This window comes from Marinomonas sp. KMM3893 (assembly GCF_004352855.1).
Taxonomy (GTDB): Bacteria; Pseudomonadota; Gammaproteobacteria; order Pseudomonadales; family Marinomonadaceae; genus Marinomonas; species Marinomonas arenicola.
On the sequence record NZ_SJSC01000004.1, the window covers coordinates 251,209 to 271,344 of the forward strand.

The following is a 20,136-nucleotide window of genomic DNA, read 5'->3' on the forward strand; positions in this document are numbered from 1 at the left end:
AATTAATTACTCAGTGTTTGATCGTCTTGGCGTCTGGTTTTTAGCGTGAGCGATTGCTCTGTGCTGGCAAACTCTACATCGTTCAAGACGACTTGGTTGGTGTCGTTGAATAGGAATTGGTTACAGCCCTGATGATACAGGGAACCGGTCTCTAACACCAATCGATAGCGACCTCTAGGGATGAAGTTAGCGGCGTAGGCTTGACCTGCTTTTAGGTAAATAGCGAAAGGGGCTAAGCCGTCATAAGACTGAAAGCTGAGCACGCTGGCTTGTTGAAGGTGGTTGAGAATGCGCAGTCGACTTTGGCCGTCTGCGTTCCCAATTAACTGGCCGTGTCTTGGCGCCAGACCAGGTTGGCCAACACAGCCGGTTTCGAGCGCATTTTGAGCGCTGCCAAAACCGATGTCTTTGGCTTGTACCCACCCATTAACACCTTGATATCGAACGGTAAGCCAATCGCCTTGTGCTTTAATGCTTTGTATATCGGTGAGCGCAGGAAGACTCATCAATTGTTGGGTGTGGGTGTCGGGCTCTGCAAACAGTTTGGTGGTCACTAGCGTGTAGTTGGTGCCAATTCGATATTGTGGATACAGACCTGAAATATAACTGCTAGCGTGCGGTTCAACGGCTTTTGTATGCGAATCTTGCCAATATAAGGTGGCGTATATGCCAGCGGCAAAACACGCTAAATAAGTTGCTGTTCGAAACGCGGCTTTGGCAGCGTACAGACGAATCGGAGTGCCGGCTCGGTGTTCTTTGGGAGCGTCTGGTTCATCGACAAAGGTTTGATAAGGTGGAATATCAAACTCAGTGAAACGAGGAGGTTCTTCAGTATCGGATGTTTTGTAACCTTGAGAGGTAAAGCCCTTGGAAGCTTTGAAGGCTTCTTCGTATATGGCTTTTACACGTTTTTCATTAAAGGTATTTCTTGCGGACTTGATGGCGTCATTGCGCGTTTTTTCTTGCTGGGCGCTATTGCGCTTCATTTCTTCGTAAGCCCGCTGTCGCTCTTTGATAAAAGCGGCTTGTTCTTTGTCTGATGTGGATGAGTAATTACGATAGCGAGGGTCAGCGGTCTGAGTCGCTTGAGTGAATTCGTAAGGTTTCCAGTGGGTTTCTGATGTGCCTTGTTTGATGGCATCTAGTACATTTTGGTAAGCGGCCTGAAGTCGTTGAAAGAGCTCAGTGGTATCAACACCTGGATTTTTGTCAGGATGATAGAGTCTTGCCAAGCGACGAAAAGCGGTTTTAGCTTCATGAGCGCTGGCATTGGTAGGGATCTCTAACAGTCGATAATCGTCTATAAGGCTCATGCTATCCTAGAAAATAAGCGTTTAGGCAAAAAAGAGGCGGCCGCTTAGCATTATGCATGATTTGTAAGTTTCGACAAAGCGGCAATTTAGGACCCTAATAAGGAAAGGTAATCCTCACACGGCATCGGTCTATAAAGGTGATAACCTTGCCCAATTAAGCAATGCCATTGCTCAAGCTGTAAGGCAACTTCTTCGCTTTCGATGCCTTCGGCGACGCTGATAATGCCCATTTCTGAGCTGAGCTGAATCATATTTCGGCAAAGAATGGCGCTGCTTTTGTCGGTCAAACTTTGGGCGACAAAAAAACGATCCACTTTCAGTTCGTTAGTCTGCAAAGCGATGAGGTTTTGCATGGAGCTGTAACCCACGCCAAAATCGTCGATGGAGAGTTTGAATCCGGCTTTATGAAAGCGATTGACGTTGTCAAACATCACCTGACTGTTTTCAAAAATACTGGTTTCGGTGATTTCAATGACCAGTTGTGACGCAGGCAGTTGATAGTATTGCTGTAAGGAAATCACGCGGGCGGCAAAGCCTTCATAGAGCATGTCCAGTGCAGAGATGTTTAAAGAGAGCGTTCTATTCTCAAGCAATTTTGGGTGCTGGGCAGCCCATTTAAACACTTTAAAAATTACAAAATCCGTCAGTTTACAAATTAGTCCAGCTTGTTCCGCTAAGGGAATAAATTCACCAGGGGAGACTTGGCCTAGTTGTTTGTTGTTCCATCGTAAAAGGACTTCTCCTCCAGTGATCTCCCGTGTGGCTAAGTTTACTTGAGGTTGGATTTCAAAATACAGGCAGCCATTTTTTAGATCCTGAGTTAAGAGTGTGAGTAGGTGCAATTGATGGGCGTAATTTTGCTTAAGTGTTTGGTTAAAAGGTTGCCAGGTGCCTATGTCCACTCGACTGTGATTGCAGGCGATGAGTGCGTTTTGATACAGGGAGTCAAGTGTGTTGCTTTGCGATGGATAAAGTGCGCTGCCGATGTTGTATTGGTAATGAAAATCCAGATGACCGATTAAAATAGGGGTGTCTAAAAAACGTTGAACGGACTCAACCTGATAGCCCAGCTCCTGCTTGGATACGCAGATAAACGCCACCTTGTTGGTGGAGATGCGAACCAGCTTTCTTGTGGTGTTATTTGGCAGTGACAAAGACAGCACAGAGTCCATCTCGGCTAGGCTGTTATCCAAATTTTGTATCAAGGTTGATGTGGCTTGTTCGGCCTGATTGGGGCCGTAAGCTTGGCTGAGTTGCGAGTGGCTGGTGATTTCTATCATGACGAGGGCGATGTCGGGGTGACTCATCGACGCGAGTTTGGCTTGCAGCACTTCAAAATAATAGTAGCGATTGGGCAGGCCTGTGCTGCCATCCGTTTGAATCTTTAGTGTGGTGTTGAGCTCTATTTGTTTGGCCTTATCGGTAAAAGCGATAGCAAAACCAAGTAACTCCAGGAAGTTGCAAAATGGGAGCGCGGCCTTGGTGATGTCATTAAAGGGGACGATATTCCAGTACATCATGGAGTTGATGGAGCTGCCAATGCTGACCATTATGATAGCGAAAAGGTAAAAGCGCGCCGCAATGAAGCCTTCTCGGTAAGATTTTAGACCATATTGCAGGCAGAAAATGATCATTGAAATCTGCATGATAATGAACAAAATGGCGGATATTTTTTCTGAAAAAAACACGCTTATAAGCAGGTAGGCGAAAAAGATGCAGTCGACCCAATAACGCCTACGGGTAGGCGTCTTCACCCTCGAAGTAGGCAAGAAGCCAATCGTAAAACGATACAAGCTCCAAGCGGCGAGCACAAACAGTGTGACCTTGCTCTCTATTAACCAGTGATGTACGAATTCAGGGAAAAACCAACGACTCGCGCCCATCATCATCGCCAGCGACAATAAAATAAAGCAGTGAAAAGCCAGATAATAGCCAAACGCCGCATAACGAAACTGCAAAAAGATGATGAAGTTAAACGCAAGCAAAACCAATACGCTGGTAAGGGCGATGGTCCAAAATAACGTCGTTGATAGTTTCGTGATGGCAGTGTCTGCGTTTTGATGGAGCTGCAATGGTGTTAAAAGTGGGCCACGGCTTTGCTTGCGAATATACAAGGTGTTGTCTTGTTCGGGTTGCAGGGTGAGTTGTATCCATATGCCGTTGTAATAGGCGACTTGATTTTGCCAGGTTTGGTTCGCACCGCGACGCCAATGTTGGGTTTGTTTGCCATTCTGAAGAAAATAGAAGTCTAGGTCATCGATCAAATAATTGTTCATTTGAAGGTCAACCGTGACGGCTTTATTGGGGGTAGGGAAGTGTATTTTGTGCCATATGACATGGTCAGAAAAGCGTTGCGACGCCTTGTAATTGGCTTTATCAAAGGGGGCTTTGCTAAAAATAAAGGGCAGTGAATCCTTGTCTTTCTGCACATAAGTGGGCAGGGAAGACAAAACCACTTTGTCTACATCATAGGCTTGTGCGTACGAGCCAAAAAGCAACGCAAATAAAAAGAGAAAAAACTTCATCCAATTGGGTCCCAAAGATCCTTATGCTGTGAAATACGTGGTTCTTATCGCAAAACCCTTTACCGATTATTCTATTTCGAGAAATGAATCTTCTTGCATTCCAATCCTGTTTCTTAAACCATAGTAGATATATCGCTATTTGCTTTAAAAATTGGACAAATTATGAACGACACACTTACTCATTTAGATCAACAGGGCAATGCCCATATGGTTGATGTGTCTGAGAAAAACATCACTAAACGTACAGCAACAGCGCAAGCTATTGTCACCATGAAACCAGAAACCCTGACTAAAATTGTGGAGGGGGGGTTGCCCAAAGGCGATGTGATCGCTACGGCGCGCATTGCAGGTATTCAGGCTGCGAAAAAAACCTCGGATTTGATTCCTTTGTGTCACCCTTTGATGTTGAGCAAAGTCAGTGTAGACATCGCTATTTTGAATGACACCGACATTCAGATCTTGTGTACTTGCGCACTGAGTGGCAAAACCGGCGTTGAGATGGAAGCCTTAACAGGCGCCAGTGTAACAGCATTGACCCTGTACGACATGTGTAAAGCGGTCGACAAAGGCATCGTAGTGAAAGAAATCTGCTTGCTTGAAAAGCACGGTGGTAAAAGTGGCGACTGGAGCAAAAGTAATGACTAAGCTGACCGTGGTCTTTTTTGCGTCTCTAAAAGAGTCGTTGGCAATCGGTCAGTATCAGGTGGTTGGTGACTTTCCTATGTCAGTAAAGGCGCTTAAGCAAATGTTAGCGTCTGAACTTGAAAATGGCGACGCGCTGCTGGCTGCCGGTATTCAGTCGTCTGTCGATTATGAATTTGCTCGTGATACTGACATGATTTCAAACACCGCAAAAGAAGTGGCTTTTTTCCCACCTGTTACGGGAGGATAAAATGATTTCTGTTCAAGAAGAAGATTTTAACGTCGCTGAACTGTATCAAGCACTCCTGGTGGCAAATAAAACCGGCGCTGTCGCCATGTTTGTGGGTTTGGTGAGGGAGTTTTCAGATCTTGCTCCTGAGGACTGTGCCTTTGAGCTAGAGCATTATCCAGGCATGACAGAACACAATTTGCAAAGCATAGTGGATGACGCTAAGTCACGCTGGGCATTGCAAGAGGTTCGCGTGGTGCATCGTGTTGGACGCTTGTCGGTGAATGATCAAATTGTGTTTGTTGGGGTGAGTTCATCCCATCGTGCTGAAGCCTTTCAAGCGTGTGACTTTATTATGGATTATTTAAAGAGTCGTGCCGCTTTCTGGAAGAAAGAAACCCAAGGTGATCATGCTCAGTGGGTTGAAGCCAATGAAAAGGACAGTGCAAGCCTAGATCGTTGGTCATGATCTAGGCGGACACTCACTGATTAGCCTAGTGTGGTCGCAATGTTTTCTTGCGGCCACTGGCGTGTCTTTCTCGATACTCTGTGTCTATGTAGCGGTCGGTTGTCGCCATGCTGGCGTGCCCCGCATCTTCTCGAACGTGTTCCTTCGGTCGTGTTTTTACATCTTCTGAGATGCCTGTGTGACGCAACCAGTGAACCGTTGCAACGCGAAGGTCATCGGCGTCTGTGCGCATGCCATCTTCACACATTCTTTCATAGGCTTGATCGAAGCAGAACTGAACAATGTTTCTGACTTGCCGTGAGCTGGTCATTGGGCCTTGTCCGCGGTTTTTAGGGATCAGAGGGGTGTTTTCGGCAATCGTCGGCATGTCAGGCAAATCTCGAAAACGACGGTAACGAACCAGTGCCGTTAACATGTCGTCGGAGACGGCAATGAGCCTTTCTTTGTTGCCTTTAGAAAGGACTTTAAACCACCAATGACCGTCTGTGTCCTTGGTGAAGTCTCCCATGATGGGCGCTGAGCGTTCATCGGCCACCAACTCAGAAATTCGCAGATACATGCCCAAGAGCGCGTTCATAATGAACAGGGTGCGTTCATGCATGTTGGGGTCTTCTTCTGCGAGCAATTCCGCGGTTTCAATCACATAGTCCCACTGCAAATTCGAAATGCGGCGCACTTGACGGCGTGTCACTTCTTTTTTGACGAATTTACTTTTCTGGCGGATCAAGGCCACTGGGTTTTGTTGTACGGCTTCTTCTTGCATAAGAAAGCCATAGTACGAGGATAAAATGGAAAAGGTTGCTCGTATCGCCGCCTGAGAGAGGGAGTGCTGTTTTGTTACCGGTACTTCGCCATTCTTAAACTCAAGCTTGCTGATGTGGCTAACAAAGGGTCTCCATTGCTTGTTTGGCACTCGTGTTCCCATGTGTAATTTAAAGCGAGCGACGTTTTTGGTGCCAATCCACTCTTCAGGAGGGGAGATACAAAAATGAATAAATTCTTCTATTTGATCGCGACGCAAATGCGTAGTCGGTGAAGATTGAACGTACCATGACCAGAGTAAAAGGCGTTCTACTTCTCTACGGTAAGCGTTAAACGTCGCCTGTGAGCCGTTGTAGCTGTAGATAAAGCAAAGGGCGAGTTGTAAGTCTCGCTTAAAGTCGGGGTTTTTAAGTAGCGGTGTCCCAGCTGTCATCTCAGCCGCAATGCTATCGAACTGTGTGAATGGGTTGGGAAGGTGTTCTAAATTGTCTATTAAAGCAGCTGGCGTCATGATTTTACTTTATATGAAAGTTGTCGTAAGCGTAGCAAAAAAGTTCTTCTTACCATCATAAATGACTCTCTTTTTGATTCCTATACTATTTCCAACAATTACTTTATAGATGGGCTGGCTGATGGCGATGCTTGCACAGACCGCTGTTTTATTAAGCAGGGTTTGTGTAGAAAGTCTAAAAAGGAGAGGGGGTTTTTAGCGGGTGTGTTTTATTTTTTATATTGTGCAATAACGATGACAAATAAGGATGAAGTTTTTAAAAAAGATGATCTCGTTTTCTTTTTTTCCTGCCTGTACTTAAGGGGCATTTTTGTCAGTGTTAAGGCGTTCTTATGTGCCTAATAATGTGCCCAGATCGGTATTTCTAGGGAAATGGTCATGAATGTTGCGTTTCTGTCTTGCGCGCGCGTTTCTTTTATGGGTACGAAAGAGTGAGTTGGCTTCAATAGATTCTCAATGGGCGGCAAGAGCGCACCATTTATCAAATGGTCCATCTGCTTTTTCTTTTTGTGTGTGTCTGCGGCGGTCTTTGCTGATCTTATTTTGCACAATCTTGCACGTTAATGTGAATAGTTGAATGTAAAAAGAAACCCACTGTCGCGACCTATTTATTTCTTTTGGTGATGGTATTATCTCGCTTATAGAAATTAGGCATTCAGATATGCCGCATTGAAGAATATCGAAGGAGAGACAAGTGACTACTTTTACTAAAAGCGCATTCGCTTTTTTGGCGGCCTCAGCAATGGCGTCAGCCGCTTTGGCATCCACTGGTGATGTAGGTTACGGCAGTGTCCACCGTGCACAAGCAGACATTGGCTCTTTAGAAGCAAAAATTTCCAACATTGAAGTCAGCGTAGACACCAATGCTGCTTTTACTTTAAGAGACGATATGCCTTTGCATATGAATGGCAACATTCAATTTGTTCAGAACCAGCTGAACTAATACCGCCGTTTAGAAAAAAGTGTTTATTTTAAAAAGGTTTGATCTTGAAAAGGATTGAGCCTTTTTTTATGTTCGCTTCCCCTCTATTTCACATCGCTCTGAATGTTTAACTTGTTTTAGATTTATTATTTATTCTGCTGATGCGGTTTTTATAAATCTTGCGAATTTAAATGTGCCTTTGATTTTTTGTAAAAATACCCTCCTTTCAAAATGTGTCATAAATGATGCAAGAGATTGCATTGTTTATTGTTTTCTTACTTTTCGTGTGCACTTTTTTATATTGTAAGAAGCTAGATCAAAAAGTGCTCATTTCTATAGAAATTTCAGATTAGTTTGAATAGTTGAATGTAAAGTGACACCGTTCTTTCGTCTCTATTTATTTTTTTATTTGATGATATTATTTACCACATCGAAACACAGTGAATATTAATCACTTAATAGAATGTATCAAAGGAGATATATATGAACACTTTTACGAAAAGCGCACTGACTGTTCTTGCTGCCGCTTCCATTGCTTCTGTTGCTGTCGCAGCACCAGGTGATAGTACTTATGGCAACATCACTAAAGCACAAGCGCAAATCAACTCTCTTGAGTCTCAGCTAAGCAGTGAAGGCGTTGCTGTCGAAATGAATGCAGATACTAACGCTGCGATTTCTCCTACTGAGAAAGCCGCTGACTTGAATAAACAAGTGAGAAGCCTACAGCATCAACTAGATGCGTTGAAAACTCAGCGTTCTGAATAATAGCGTTTAGAGTAAGGGGTCAGGAAAGAGCGAGATGTAGGTTCTTTCCTGATGTCATTCACGGCATATATTATGGGGCTTTTAATGCAGATGAAAAAACTATTATTACCAATGCTAGCATTAGTGTTGAGTACTAATTTATATGCATCAAACAGCGCGCAATATAATGATCGCCTTATTCAGGATCGTGCGCAGCTTAAACAGCTTGTTATGCAATTAAAGCAGTTGGGTGTTCATGTTGAATCAACGGTTCAACCTGGTGCATTGACGTCAAAAATGGAAGAGCATGCTGTGCTACAAGCCAAAATCGTACATTTCCAAAAAAAACTTAGAGAGGTAATGAACGCACCTCATATCGCTTGTATTGAGTGATCTTCGTTATCAATCATTAATGTCCGCGTTTTTTTCCACCTCTTTAATTCGATCAAAATATTCTTGAGTGTTTTTCAGTATCTCTTTGTCTTGTAACGAGATATCCTTTTCTGCGCGTTTTAATAATCGCTCTGCTTGTTTGTCTTTCCCTTGGCTAAATTCAAATTGCGCCTTGTAATTGAGCGCCATTGGTATGTTGTTAATGCCTTGGTAATAATTCATATAGGCTTGCCACATCAGCTTACGTTGATACAAATAAGGCGTTTTTCTCTCTTGTGGTTTGCTGTGCGTCAGTTCGGCATACAGGGTTGAGAACAAAATATCTTTCGGCGCTAAATTAAGTTGTGCGCGTGTTAGTGCTAGCGCCTTGTCATCCTGGTTGTCTGCCTTTAGCGCACTGACTAATAAATATTGGGTGAAGCGATTGTGCGTGCTTAGCTTTGTTAAATACGTCAGCGCTTTTTTAGGGGATTGATCCAAGTAATTCAATAACGCAAAAGCAAAGTTAGCGATGTCTGAGCCAGCATCAGGAACAGAGTGAGCCAAATACTGATAAGGGTCGTCTGCTAGGGTGGCTCGATAGGTTAGTAGTGTGGCTCGAAAGTAATTAAAGTCATCATCATGAGTGTTTTCAAGAATGCTTTTAGGGGACTCCATTGATAAAGAATCGGCCATTCGAGTCTGTGGCAAAGGATGGCTTGAGAGAAACTCTAACTCTGGTCGCCCGATAGACGCTTTTGCTAATCCGTTAAAGAGTTCATTCATGCCTTGAGGGTTCAAACCTGCTTCCACTAAATACTGTCGTCCATGGCGATCTGCTTCCTGCTCTTGGGCACGACTGTAGGTGAGGAGACCATCCGCTTGGTTGGCCATACCGCCGATCCAGAGTGCCGCGCTGGCATCGGGGTCAGCACCCGCCAGTGCGGCCGCAAAGCCTGCACCAATCAGTAGTAAGTTTTTATTGAATTCTTCGCTAGAGTGCTGCGTTTGTCTTTCGTAATGATTTAAATCTAAGTGAGCCACCTCGTGAGCCAGCAAGCCATAGAGCATGTCTTCATTCGTAATCATTTCCATGATGTCTGAATAAATGAATAAATGGTTCCCTGGAATGACGAATGCGTTGGTTTGCGTGCTGTTGAGTAATGTCATTTCAACCATTTTATTGTATAGGCTGGTTTGGGGCAGGATATGAGATAATGCCTCTTTTAAATAATCATAGGCAGGGGGGAAATTGATAACAGAAGCGCTGCCGTTTAGTTTCCTAAACCAATGCTGTCCAACCACGTAACTTGGGTTGGCTAATGAACGTTCATCTTTGGTGGCCGTTAAGTCTGGTAAGACTGAGTAGGCTGGATTTGAAAAAGTAATAGAAAAAACAACAAACAAGATACTGAACTTAGTTGTAACGTTAGAAAATAGTCTCATAATATGGCACATATACTCATCGTGGAGATGCGAATGGTTGTCAAGAGTTGTTACGAGTATGACGTAATATTAGATGCAAGAGAAGATCGTTGCCCAATGCCGTTGCTAAAGACCAAAATGGCATTGAATAAAATGGCATCAGGTGACTGTTTATGTGTCATGACCGAAGACGCTGGGTCACTAAAAGATATTCCGCATTATTTTACGATTGTTGGGCATACTCTGCTCAATCAAGAAGAGAAAAACGGCGTATTTACCTTTATTGTTCAAAAAAAATAAGACGGACTCTATGTTTAAAATAGTCGACACCTTAATAAAACGTTATTTGTCAAATGAAGAAGTGGTGGTGTTTTTATTGCTGCTTGCTGGCACTTTGGTTGTCTTGGCTTTTTGGGGTGGGATCTTAGCGCCTGTGTTGATTGCGGTTGTGCTTGCGTTTCTACTGCAAGGCTTGGTGGACCGTCTGCAAAAAATAGGCATAGGTCACACCACGTCTGTGTTGTTTGTTTTTCTCACCTTTTTAGCGTGTTGCGCGGCCTTTATCGGCATCATGGTGCCTATTATTTGGCAGCAAGCGGTGCGTTTCATTAATGACTTGCCTCGAATGATTACCGGGATTCAAGGAGGGATTGAGCATTTCGCCCAAGGCCACTCTGAATTGGTAAGTCAAAGCGCGGTAGACGAAGTGGTGAATACCCTGGCGACCGAGTTTACGAACCTTGGTCAATGGCTGGTTTCTTATTCCATTGCCAGCATACCCTCGATCTTTTCTTTGATGATTTATTTGGTGTTGGTGCCTTTAGTGATGTTTTTCTTACTGAAGGATCAAAAAAGCATTTTGGCGTATCTGACGTCCTGGTTGCCGCAAGAACGCATGATGATGCGTAATATTGCCCATGAAATGAATGAGCAGATTGCCAATTATATCCGTGGTAAAGTCATTGAGATGCTGGTTGTCGGCATTGTTTCTTATATTGTGTTTGCGGTAATGGGCTTGCGATATGCGGAGTTGTTAGCGCTATTGGTAGGCTTATCTGTGCTGATTCCCTATATTGGTGCCGCCGCAGTGACTATCCCTGTGGTATTGGTGGCGTTTTATCAATACGGCACTGGCAGTGATTTCATTTACCTTGTAGTGGCGTATTTGGTGGTTCAGGGGCTAGACGGTAATGTGTTGGTTCCTTTGTTATTCTCTGAAGCGGTAAATTTGCACCCTGTGGCGATTATCGTTGCCGTGTTATTTTTTGGCGGCATCTGGGGTTTTTGGGGAATATTTTTTGCCATTCCTTTGGCCACATTGGTGAAAGCCATTATTAATGCATGGCCACGACAGGATCGTTTGCCGACCCTTGAATAGATCAATATTGCCATTCAAGAAAATACGGCGAGTAATAAGAAAAGGCCCTAATCACACAGATTAGGGCCTTTTTTTGGGTCTTCTATTGAGACTTATTTTATAACGCGTGCTAGCAATACACTGAAAGGTGGCAAAATGACCTGTTGATTTTTTAGGTAACCTGCAGGCAGTGCTTCCGCCAAAACAAGTGGGCTAAGCGTGAGTTCAGGGACAAGGATTTTGGTTTGCTCTGAGGTATTGATCGCAATATAAAGCGAGTCGTCTTGATAGGTGCGGGTGAAGGCGAGGGTGGTTTCATCATCATACAAAAAGGCGATGTCGCCATGAATCAACTCAGGATGGGCGTGCCGTAAGTGCAAAAAGTCTCGGTAAGCATGCAGCACCGAAGAGCGGTCGCCTTCTTGCTCAGCGACGGCCAATGGCAAGTGACGAGAGTCGATGGGCAGCCAAGTCTGTGTGGATTGAGAAAAGCCACCATCTTGTGTGTTTTCCCAAGGCATTGGGGTTCGACAGCCGTCTCGCCCCTTGAATTCTGGCCAAAAGTTAATGCCATAAGGGTCAACCAGTTGGTCGTATTCTAGCTCGGCTTCGGGCAACCCAAGTTCTTCACCTTGATACAAGCAAATACTGCCGCGCAATGACAGCAGCATCACCATAAAAGCTTTGCTTTTGTTGGCGCAACTGTGATCTCCGCCCCAGCGAGTGGCAACGCGCTCTACGTCGTGATTGCCGATTGACCAGCATGGCCAGCCATCGCCAAGGCCAGCTTCTATGCTTTCCATGGTGTGTCGGATGTGACGCATTGAGGCGTCGTGAGTCAATAGGTCAAAGGAATAACACATATGAAGCTTGTCATTGCCTTGGGTGTATTGCGCCATGGTTTCTAACGAGAAATCACAACCCACTTCGCCTACGGTCGTGGTATTGGGGTATTTGTCCAATAGGGCGCGCAGTTGTTGCAAAAAGGCAATGTTTTCAGGTTGTGACTTATCATACAGGTGTTGTTGATAGGCGTAGGGGTTGTCGAGGCGAACACCAATGCCGCCTTCTACAACGTGTTCTTTTGCTGGGTTGTCTTTAAGCTCAACATCATGGAAAAAGTAGTTTGAGGTATCAAGACGGAAGCCATCGACGCCACGCTGTAGCCAAAAATCGACGGTATCTAATAACGTGCTAACAACGTCTGGGTTGTGGAAGTTGAGATCGGGCTGACTGTCTAAGAAGTTGTGCAAATAGTATTGCTTACGGCGACTGTCCCACTGCCAAGCCGGCCCCCCAAAGACAGATAACCAGTTGTTAGGCACTGTGCCATCTGGTTTGGCGTCTGCCCAAATATACCAATCTGATTTGTCGTTATCGTGGCTTTGACGGGACTCTTCAAACCAAGGGTGTTTGTCAGACGTATGATTAAGGACTTGGTCGATAATGACTTTCAAACCGTGTTGATGAGCGGCACCAATAAGAGAGTCAAAATCCGCGAGGGTGCCAAAAATAGGATCAACATCGCAATAATTCGAAACGTCGTAGCCAAAGTCTTTCATTGGAGAGGTGAAGAAGGGCGACAGCCAAATAGCGTCGACTCCCAGAGAGGCGATGTAGCCCATTTTTTCGGTAACCCCAGGCAAATCCCCAATGCCATCATTATTGGCATCATAAAAACTACGAGGATACACTTGATAAATGACGGCGCCGCGCCACCAATCCAAATTGTTTTTCATATTGACCTCATTTAAAGTAAAGCTAGCTAAATAATATGATGGTACATTCTTACTTTGATGCAAGGTTTTATGCACGACCAGTGCCTAAACCGAATAATTCTATGGTCTTTTTTAATACGCTTTTTCTGTTGCCTTGCTAGAGCAGAGTAAGCGGTTCACTGGAATGATTATGTTCGCTGCTAACGCCCGCTCAATTGCGTGGCCATTGTTTGGTTTCTACTTCTTTTTTTGTTGTCTTATTGGCGTCATGATGCCCTATATTTCGATTTACTATAAGTCGATTGGGCTCAGTGCCTCAGAAATAGGCCGATTAATGTCGACATTTACATTGTCTGGCATCTTGGTTCCACATTTTTGGGGGTGGTTGACGGCCAAAGTCGGCCTGCCTAAAAAAGTACTGCAACTGGCGGTATTGGGTTGTTTCCTTTGTCTTATTCCTTTTAATTGGAGCAATCAATTTGAGTCGTTGTGGTTATTAACGTGTGCCATGGCGTTATTTTATTCCGCTTTGATTCCGATGACAGACGCATTGGCGGTGCGCAGTATTCGCAATTTAAATGTGCCTTATACGCGATTGCGGGTCGGCGGTTCTATTGGTTATGTTATCGCGGTCGCCAGTACGGGTTTTTTGATCGGGCATTTCGGCCCCTCTATTGTCATTCCGGTTATGTGCAGTTATTTGCTGCTGGCCTTACTCACCACCTTTTTTATTAAAGAACAGGCGTATGACGTCAGCCCGCAAAAAGAAAGTGCGTCTTTTGTGTCTTTATTGCGGGCGAAAGAATCTATTTTGTTTTTTGTGTTGGCGTTTTTGTCTTTTATGTCTCACGCGCCTTTTAATGTGTTTTTTGCGGTTCACCTAGAAAGTGTGGGTTACACCGGACAGCAAATTGGTTTGTTGATTGCTTTGGGCGTCATCATGGAGATTGTGCTGTTTTTGTTTGGTGGCAACCTGGTGAGGAAGTTTCACTTATTTCACATCATGCTGTTGTGTTTTGTGTGTGGTGCGATTCGTTGGTTTTTGGTGGGGTGGTTTGCTGAGATACTTTGGGTTCTGGTACTGACGCAAATGCTTCATTGCATCACTTTTGCGTTGTTTCATATGGTGTCTATTGAACGTGTACGACGACTTTTCCCTGAACGTTATGCCAGTCAAGGCCAAGCCATGTACAGTGCGTTTGCGATTGGTCTTGGTGGCGGGCTTGGTATGGTTGGGGCTGGCTATTTATGGGAATGGGTAGGGGATGCTTGGGTCTTTACGATAGCCGCAAGCATCAGTGTGCTGGCGTTGGTTATTCTGTGGGGGAGTCAGCATCTACGTTGAGGCTTTCGTGTTGCAGTAACTCAATAAACGCCAGTGCAGCGCGGCTTAATGTTCTTTGTTTGTGATGGATGATCCCCAGCCGTCTTTCCACGTTCAGGTCAGGGTGGTTGAGCACAATTAGCTTGTCGTCTACTAAGGTAGAAGGCAGTAATGACCACCCCCAGCCGATGCTAACCAGCATGGCTAAGGTTTCTAGGTGGTTGGTGTTCATTCTGACTTGCGGTTTAAGGCCTTGCTTACCAAAGACTTGCTCGGCAATTTGTCGCGTGAAGGTGTTTTCATTGGGCAATACGCAAGGGTGGTTTGCGAGCTCGGCCAAATCTAGGTTCTTCACTTTTGCTAAAGGATGGTCGCGGCTGACGACGCACGTTAATGGGTCAGACCAAATTGGAATGGACTCCATTAAATGGTCGTCTTTATTCGACAAGGTAATAATGCCAATTTCCACCTCCCCCCTTAATACCTGCTGATACGCTTCTTCAGATTGCGTAAAGTCAATGTCGAGCTTTGCTTGTGGGTAGCGCACCTGAAATTTCTTCAAAATGGTTGGCAATCGTCTTAGCCCAATATGGTGGCTGGTGGCCAATCTCAATTCACCACTTACGTCGTCCATTTGCAGCGTCATGCTGTGCTGGATGTCTTTCAAATCGTCGGCGATTTTTTTGGCTTTAGGCAATAGGCGAGTGCCGGCTTCGGTTAAGATAATTTGTCGGCCAATACGATCAAACAGTTTAACCCCAAGGGTGCTTTCTAACGCCGCTATCCGTTTGCTAATCGCAGGTTGTGTAACAAAAAGGCGCAATGCCGCTTCTGAAAATGATTTCGTTTCAGCCACTTTTATAAAGGTGAGTAGTTCTGCAATGTCCATCATTCCAAAAAATTATCCAAAACATGAAAAATATGAATTTGAGTAATTTAAGCGAAAGTTTTAGGATAGCGCAATAGGTTATTTAGGAGAGAAGCTATGTCAGGTAAAACCCTTTACGACAAGTTGTGGGACAGCCACCTTGTTCAGCAACGCGATGATGGTAGTGCATTGATTTATATCGATTTGCAATTGCTTCACGAAGTTACTTCACCACAAGCGTTTGAAGGCCTAAGACTAGCTGGTCGCAAGCCTTGGCGAGTGTCGTCAAGCCTTGCTACACCAGACCATAACGTACCGACAACGCAAAAAGAACGTGTTGACGGCGTGAATGGCATTGAAGACCCAGTGTCTAAAATCCAAGTAACGACTTTGGATGATAACTGCAATGAATTTGGTATCACCGAATTCAATATGAAAGACATTCGCCAAGGAATCGTGCACGTTGTTGGGCCAGAGCAAGGTGCAACGCTTCCTGGAATGACGGTAGTGTGTGGGGATTCTCACACCTCAACGCACGGTGCTTTTGGTGCGTTAGCTCACGGTATTGGTACTTCTGAGGTTGAGCATGTATTGGCCACTCAGTGTTTGGTACAAAAGAAAAGCCGCAACATGTTGGTGCGAGTCGATGGTGAATTGTCACCTTGGGTATCCGCAAAAGACGTAGTGTTGGCCATCATCGGAGCAATTGGTACCGCTGGCGGCACCGGTTATGCCATTGAGTTTGGCGGCACGGGCATTCAGTCTTTGTCGATGGAAGGTCGTATGACCGTCTGTAATATGGCGATTGAAGCGGGTGCACGAGTGGGCTTGATCGCCGTGGATGACACAACGATCGACTACGTTAAAGGCCGTCCTTACGCACCAAAAGGCGCGCATTGGGACATGGCGGTAGAAGCTTGGCGTGACTTGGTGTCCGATAAAGACGCTCAGTTTGATGAAGTAGTGGTATTAAAGTCAGAAGACATCAAACCACAAGTCACTTGGGGAACCTCGCCTGAGATGGTGATTGCGATTGATGAACCGATTCCTCGCGCGGAAGATCAAACGGACCCTGTGAAAAAAGAAGGCTACGCTCGTGCTTGGAAATACATGGGGCTTGAAGGCAAAACGACCTTGGCCGATGTGACTCTGGATCGTGTTTTTATTGGCTCTTGTACGAACTCGCGAATTGAAGATCTACGCATTGCAGCAGACGTAGTGAAAGGTCGTAAAGTAGCGTCTAGCTTGAAGCAGGCGATCGTAGTACCGGGTTCTGGCTTGGTAAAAGCGCAAGCAGAAAAAGAAGGCTTACATACTATTTTTGAAGCCGCTGGCTTGGAATGGCGTGAGCCAGGTTGTTCTATGTGTTTGGCAATGAACGCGGATAAATTAGGCGCAGGTGAACATTGTGCGTCTACCTCAAACCGTAACTTCGAAGGACGTCAAGGTTTTGGCGGACGTACTCACTTGGTGAGCCCTGCAATGGCAGCGGCGGCGGCAATTGCCGGTCACTTTGTTGATGTAAGCGAGTTTGTTAAACACTAGGATTTCTCTCTAGAAGAGAAGGAGAATGTATATGCGTCCTTTTACGAAACACACAGGGTTAGCCGCGCCTTTGGATTTGGCCAACGTTGACACTGACATGATCATTCCAAAGCAGTTCTTGAAATCCATCAAGCGTACTGGTTTTGGCAAAAATTTATTTGATGAACTTCGCTATGAAGACGAAGGTCAGCCTGACCAAGAATGCACTGGTCGCCCTGTTCGTGAAGATTTTGTGTTGAATATGCCACGTTACCAAGGGGCGAGTGTGTTGTTAGCACGCCAAAACTTTGGTTGTGGCTCGAGCCGAGAACACGCGCCTTGGGCATTAGACGATTACGGTTTTCGTTCTGTGATCGCGCCAAGTTTTGCGGATATTTTTTACAATAACTGTTTTAAAAATGGCTTGTTGCCCATTGTCTTGGCGCCAGAAGAAGTGGATCAACTTTTTGCTGAAGTGGCTGCAAAAGAAGGCGCTGAAGTGGTTGTTGACCTTGAGGCTCAAACGGTAACATCGCCATCGGGTGAGGTGTTTGAGTTTTTGGTTGATACCTTCCGTAAGCATTGCTTATTGAATGGTTTGGACGATATCGGCCTGACGCTTCAGCAAGAAGACAGCATCCATCGTTTTGAAGAGAAACGCATGGCGGCAGCGCCTTGGTTGTTTTTGTCTCGCGAACAATAGTATTTATGCGCCGAGTATTTATCGGCAAGCGTTATCGACATCAATTTACGCCACAGAGTTTAGTGTTACCTAGCCTGTGGCGTTACTGTAAAAAGAATGAAGGATTAAGTAATGTCTAAAAATGTATTGGTATTGCCAGGTGACGGTATTGGTCCTGAAATCGTAGCCCAGGCGGTGCGTGTTCTTGATTTGGTAAACACTCAATTTAATTTGGGCATCACTCACGAGAGTGCTTTAGTGGGTGGTTCTGCATACGACGAGACAGGTTCACCTTTGCCTGAAGCGACATTGACGAAAGCCAAAGCCGCGGATGCGATTTTGCTGGGTGCTGTTGGTGGTCCAAAATGGGACGGCCTAGACATGTCTGTTCGCCCAGAGAAAGGCTTGTTGGGCTTGCGCTCTAACTTAGCGCTTTTTGCTAACTTGCGTCCTGCGATCCTTTACCCACAATTGGCGGATGCGTCTAGTTTGAAGCCGGAAATTGTGGCGGGTTTAGACATCCTTATTGTTCGTGAGTTAACGGGCGGTATTTACTTCGGGCAGCCTCGTGGTATTCGTACGCTAGAAAATGGTGAGCGCCAAGGTTTCAATACTTATGTTTACAGTGAATCGGAAATTCGCCGTATCGCTCGCTCAGCGTTTGAAGCCGCTCGTCAACGTGGCAAACGCGTGTGTTCTATCGATAAATCCAATGTGCTTGAAGTGACAGTGCTTTGGAAAGAAGTTATGGAAGAAGTTGCGAAAGAGTATCCTGATGTCGAATTGACGCACATGCTAGTGGATAATGCTGCAATGCAACTGGTTCGTGCACCAAAACAGTTTGATGTAATGGTTACTGGCAACATGTTTGGTGATATTCTATCTGACGCAGCGGCAATGCTAACAGGCTCCATTGGTATGCTTCCGTCGGCTTCTTTGAACGCTGAAGGTCGTGGTATGTATGAGCCTTGTCATGGTTCTGCTCCAGATATTGCAGGACAAGGCATTGCCAATCCTCTTGCGACGATTTTATCCGTGGCAATGATGTTGCGTTATTCTTTAGACGCTAAAGAAGCCGCAGATGCGATTGAAGCCGCTGTTAGTCGTGTTCTTGATCAAGGGTTAAGAACCGCTGATATCGCTTCTCAAGATTGTGAAACAGTCACTACGCAAGCCATGGGCGACGCGGTATTGACTGCATTAGAAGCAGTACTTAAAGCCTAACCATAATGAGTAGGCGTTAACTCGGGATATTGCTCTTGGTATGAGCGACCCCACAAAAAAAAGGTAGAGATAACCATGTCAAAACACACTGTAGGTTTAGTCGGCTGGCGCGGAATGGTTGGTTCCGTGTTGATGCAACGTATGCGAGAAGAAAAAGATTTTGATCACATTGATCCGATTTTTTTCACCACCTCTCAAACGGGGCAAAAAGGGCCAGAAATTGGTAAAGACATTCCATTGCTTCAAGACGCGAATGATATTGAAGCGCTGAAGAAGATGGACATTATAATTACCTGCCAAGGCGGGGATTATACCAAGGCTATTTACCCTCAGTTGCGTAATGCCGGTTGGAAGGGTTACTGGATCGATGCGGCGTCTTCTTTGCGCATGGATAAAGACGCGATTATCGTGTTGGACCCAGTGAACCAAAATGTCATCAAGCAAGGCTTGAAAGATGGCGTGAAGACCTTTGTGGGCGGTAACTGTACCGTTAGCTTGATGTTGCTGGCATTGGGTGGATTGTTTGAAAAAGGTCACATTGAGTGGATGACTTCCATGACGTACCAAGCGGCTTCTGGCGGCGGTGCGCGTCATATGCGTGAGTTGATCAATCAAATGGGCTTGTTGCACAGTTCTGTTGCGTCTGAATTGGCGGATCCTGCTAGTGCTATTTTAGACATCGATCGTAAAGTGGCTGAGCAAATGCGCTCCAACACTATGCCAGTGGATCAGTTTGGCGTGCCTTTGGCTGGGTCATTGATTCCTTACATTGATTCTCAGCTTGATAATGGTCAAAGCCGTGAAGAATGGAAGGCTCAAGCGGAAACGAATAAAATCCTTGGTAATACCGGGTCTATTATTCCTGTTGATGGTTTGTGTGTGCGTATCGGCGCGATGCGTTGCCATAGCCAAGCCTTCACTATCAAGCTAAATAAAGACATTCCAGTCGCGGACATCGAAGGTTTGTTGGCTGAGCATAACGATTGGGTAAATGTTGTGCCAAATGACAAAGAAGCGACCATGGCTGGATTGACGCCGACGGTAGCGACTGGCACCTTGAATGTGCCGGTCGGTCGTATCCGTAAACTGAACATGGGGCCTGAGTACATCAGTGCGTTCTCAGTTGGCGATCAACTTTTGTGGGGTGCTGCTGAACCACTACGCCGCATGCTACGCATTCTTCTTGAGGCTTAATTGCTCTAGAAAGAGTGTTTGATGATAAAACGCTGCCTAAGGGTGGCGTTTTTTTTGCCTGCTATTTTTTCACAGTGATTTTTCTGGCTGCTAAATGACTAGTAAGTGGCGCGAACTTTATGGGATGAGACCTTTTGGGTTGCACTCTCGTATCCTCGTGACTGGTTTGGGATTTGAGTGGGTTCTTGCTTCTTGGTTCTGCTTCTTTCTTTTTAGTAAGCGTCTTGAGCGTTTGTGAGGGCGTTTTCTGGTCGTGGTGTGTCATCCGCTAGGGTTGGATCAGGCATGACCTAGGGCGTCGCCTGAGCGATCTGACGGTGGTGGGAGTCAT

The 20,136-nt window shown here is 45.4% G+C and carries 19 protein-coding genes; 13 read left to right on the forward strand and 6 right to left on the reverse strand.

Annotated features, from left to right (window positions below; genetic code table 11):
- Positions 1–2 precede the first annotated feature (2 nt).
- Both E0D71_RS12025 and E0D71_RS12030 read right to left on the reverse strand, forming a co-directional pair.
- Positions 3–1,313: a J domain-containing protein gene (locus E0D71_RS12025; protein WP_133003546.1), complete on the reverse strand. Its 1,311-nt coding sequence runs from the start codon at positions 1,311–1,313 to the stop codon at positions 3–5.
- Between the two features lie 86 nt (positions 1,314–1,399).
- On the reverse strand, positions 1,400–3,838 hold the full coding sequence (locus tag E0D71_RS12030; RefSeq protein WP_133003547.1) for an EAL domain-containing protein: 2,439 nt from the start codon (positions 3,836–3,838) through the stop codon (positions 1,400–1,402).
- Positions 3,839–4,000: 162 nt separating this feature from the next.
- Here E0D71_RS12030 and moaC point away from each other — a divergent pair, with 162 nt between their 5' ends.
- From moaC to E0D71_RS12045, 3 genes are read left to right on the forward strand one after another with little or no spacing between them, the layout of a single operon-like run.
- On the forward strand, positions 4,001–4,483 hold the full coding sequence (gene moaC / locus E0D71_RS12035) for a cyclic pyranopterin monophosphate synthase MoaC (protein ID WP_133003548.1): 483 nt from the start codon (positions 4,001–4,003) through the stop codon (positions 4,481–4,483).
- A complete protein-coding gene (locus E0D71_RS12040) occupies positions 4,476–4,730 on the forward strand; it encodes a MoaD/ThiS family protein (RefSeq protein WP_133003549.1) in 255 nt (84 codons plus the stop codon). Before moaC ends, E0D71_RS12040 begins: the two co-directional genes overlap by 8 nt.
- Position 4,731: 1 nt before the next feature.
- Complete coding sequence (locus E0D71_RS12045; RefSeq protein ID WP_133003550.1) at positions 4,732–5,178, forward strand: molybdenum cofactor biosynthesis protein MoaE; 447 nt, start codon at positions 4,732–4,734, stop codon at positions 5,176–5,178.
- Between the two features lie 25 nt (positions 5,179–5,203).
- Here E0D71_RS12045 and E0D71_RS12050 read toward each other — a convergent pair whose 3' ends face one another.
- Positions 5,204–6,451: a site-specific integrase gene (locus E0D71_RS12050; protein WP_133003551.1), complete on the reverse strand. Its 1,248-nt coding sequence runs from the start codon at positions 6,449–6,451 to the stop codon at positions 5,204–5,206.
- Between the two features lie 694 nt (positions 6,452–7,145).
- On the opposite strand from E0D71_RS12050, the gene E0D71_RS12055 reads away from it, so the two are divergent.
- The 3 genes from E0D71_RS12055 to E0D71_RS12065 all read left to right on the forward strand — a co-directional run bounded on the left by E0D71_RS12055 (position 7,146) and on the right by E0D71_RS12065 (position 8,510).
- The gene (locus E0D71_RS12055; RefSeq protein WP_133003552.1) at positions 7,146–7,394 is read left to right on the forward strand and encodes a hypothetical protein; all 249 of its coding nucleotides are present in this window, start codon (positions 7,146–7,148) and stop codon (positions 7,392–7,394) included.
- A gap of 462 nt (positions 7,395–7,856) precedes the next feature.
- The gene (locus E0D71_RS12060; RefSeq protein WP_133003553.1) at positions 7,857–8,138 is read left to right on the forward strand and encodes a hypothetical protein; all 282 of its coding nucleotides are present in this window, start codon (positions 7,857–7,859) and stop codon (positions 8,136–8,138) included.
- Between the two features lie 51 nt (positions 8,139–8,189).
- Entirely contained in the window at positions 8,190–8,510 is a 321-nt protein-coding gene (locus E0D71_RS12065; RefSeq protein WP_133003554.1) for a hypothetical protein, read from the forward strand.
- A 9-nt stretch (positions 8,511–8,519) separates the two neighbouring features.
- Here the strand turns inward: E0D71_RS12065 and E0D71_RS12070 are convergent, their stop codons facing one another.
- Positions 8,520–9,935, reverse strand: a complete 1,416-nt coding sequence (locus E0D71_RS12070) for a M48 family metalloprotease (protein ID WP_133003555.1) — start codon at positions 9,933–9,935, stop codon at positions 8,520–8,522.
- Positions 9,936–9,968: 33 nt separating this feature from the next.
- On the opposite strand from E0D71_RS12070, the gene E0D71_RS12075 reads away from it, so the two are divergent.
- On the forward strand, positions 9,969–10,214 hold the full coding sequence (locus E0D71_RS12075; RefSeq protein WP_133003556.1) for a sulfurtransferase TusA family protein: 246 nt from the start codon (positions 9,969–9,971) through the stop codon (positions 10,212–10,214).
- Positions 10,215–10,224: 10 nt separating this feature from the next.
- The gene (locus E0D71_RS12080; RefSeq protein WP_133003557.1) at positions 10,225–11,292 is read left to right on the forward strand and encodes an AI-2E family transporter; all 1,068 of its coding nucleotides are present in this window, start codon (positions 10,225–10,227) and stop codon (positions 11,290–11,292) included.
- 92 nt (positions 11,293–11,384) lie between these two features.
- On the opposite strand, the gene E0D71_RS12085 is transcribed toward E0D71_RS12080, so the two are convergent.
- The gene (locus tag E0D71_RS12085; protein WP_133003558.1) at positions 11,385–13,010 is read right to left on the reverse strand and encodes an alpha-glucosidase; all 1,626 of its coding nucleotides are present in this window, start codon (positions 13,008–13,010) and stop codon (positions 11,385–11,387) included.
- A 169-nt stretch (positions 13,011–13,179) separates the two neighbouring features.
- Here E0D71_RS12085 and E0D71_RS12090 point away from each other — a divergent pair, with 169 nt between their 5' ends.
- Complete coding sequence (locus tag E0D71_RS12090; RefSeq protein ID WP_133003559.1) at positions 13,180–14,334, forward strand: MFS transporter; 1,155 nt, start codon at positions 13,180–13,182, stop codon at positions 14,332–14,334.
- Here the strand turns inward: E0D71_RS12090 and E0D71_RS12095 are convergent.
- Positions 14,303–15,205, reverse strand: a complete 903-nt coding sequence (locus E0D71_RS12095) for a LysR family transcriptional regulator (RefSeq protein WP_133003560.1) — start codon at positions 15,203–15,205, stop codon at positions 14,303–14,305. The two genes, E0D71_RS12090 and E0D71_RS12095, sit on opposite strands and share 32 nt — an antisense overlap.
- Positions 15,206–15,298: 93 nt before the next feature.
- On the opposite strand from E0D71_RS12095, the gene leuC reads away from it, so the two are divergent.
- The 4 genes from leuC (at position 15,299) to asd (ending at position 19,805) form a co-directional block, all read left to right on the forward strand.
- Positions 15,299–16,726, forward strand: coding sequence for a 3-isopropylmalate dehydratase large subunit (gene leuC, locus E0D71_RS12100; protein ID WP_133003561.1), 1,428 nt, complete (start codon positions 15,299–15,301; stop codon positions 16,724–16,726).
- Positions 16,727–16,757: 31 nt separating this feature from the next.
- Positions 16,758–17,408, forward strand: coding sequence for a 3-isopropylmalate dehydratase small subunit (gene leuD, locus E0D71_RS12105; protein ID WP_133003562.1), 651 nt, complete (start codon positions 16,758–16,760; stop codon positions 17,406–17,408).
- A 111-nt stretch (positions 17,409–17,519) separates the two neighbouring features.
- Positions 17,520–18,611: a 3-isopropylmalate dehydrogenase gene (leuB, locus tag E0D71_RS12110; RefSeq protein ID WP_133003563.1), complete on the forward strand. Its 1,092-nt coding sequence runs from the start codon at positions 17,520–17,522 to the stop codon at positions 18,609–18,611.
- A gap of 75 nt (positions 18,612–18,686) precedes the next feature.
- Positions 18,687–19,805, forward strand: a complete 1,119-nt coding sequence (asd, locus tag E0D71_RS12115) for an aspartate-semialdehyde dehydrogenase (protein WP_133003564.1) — start codon at positions 18,687–18,689, stop codon at positions 19,803–19,805.
- Positions 19,806–20,136 lie beyond the last annotated feature (331 nt).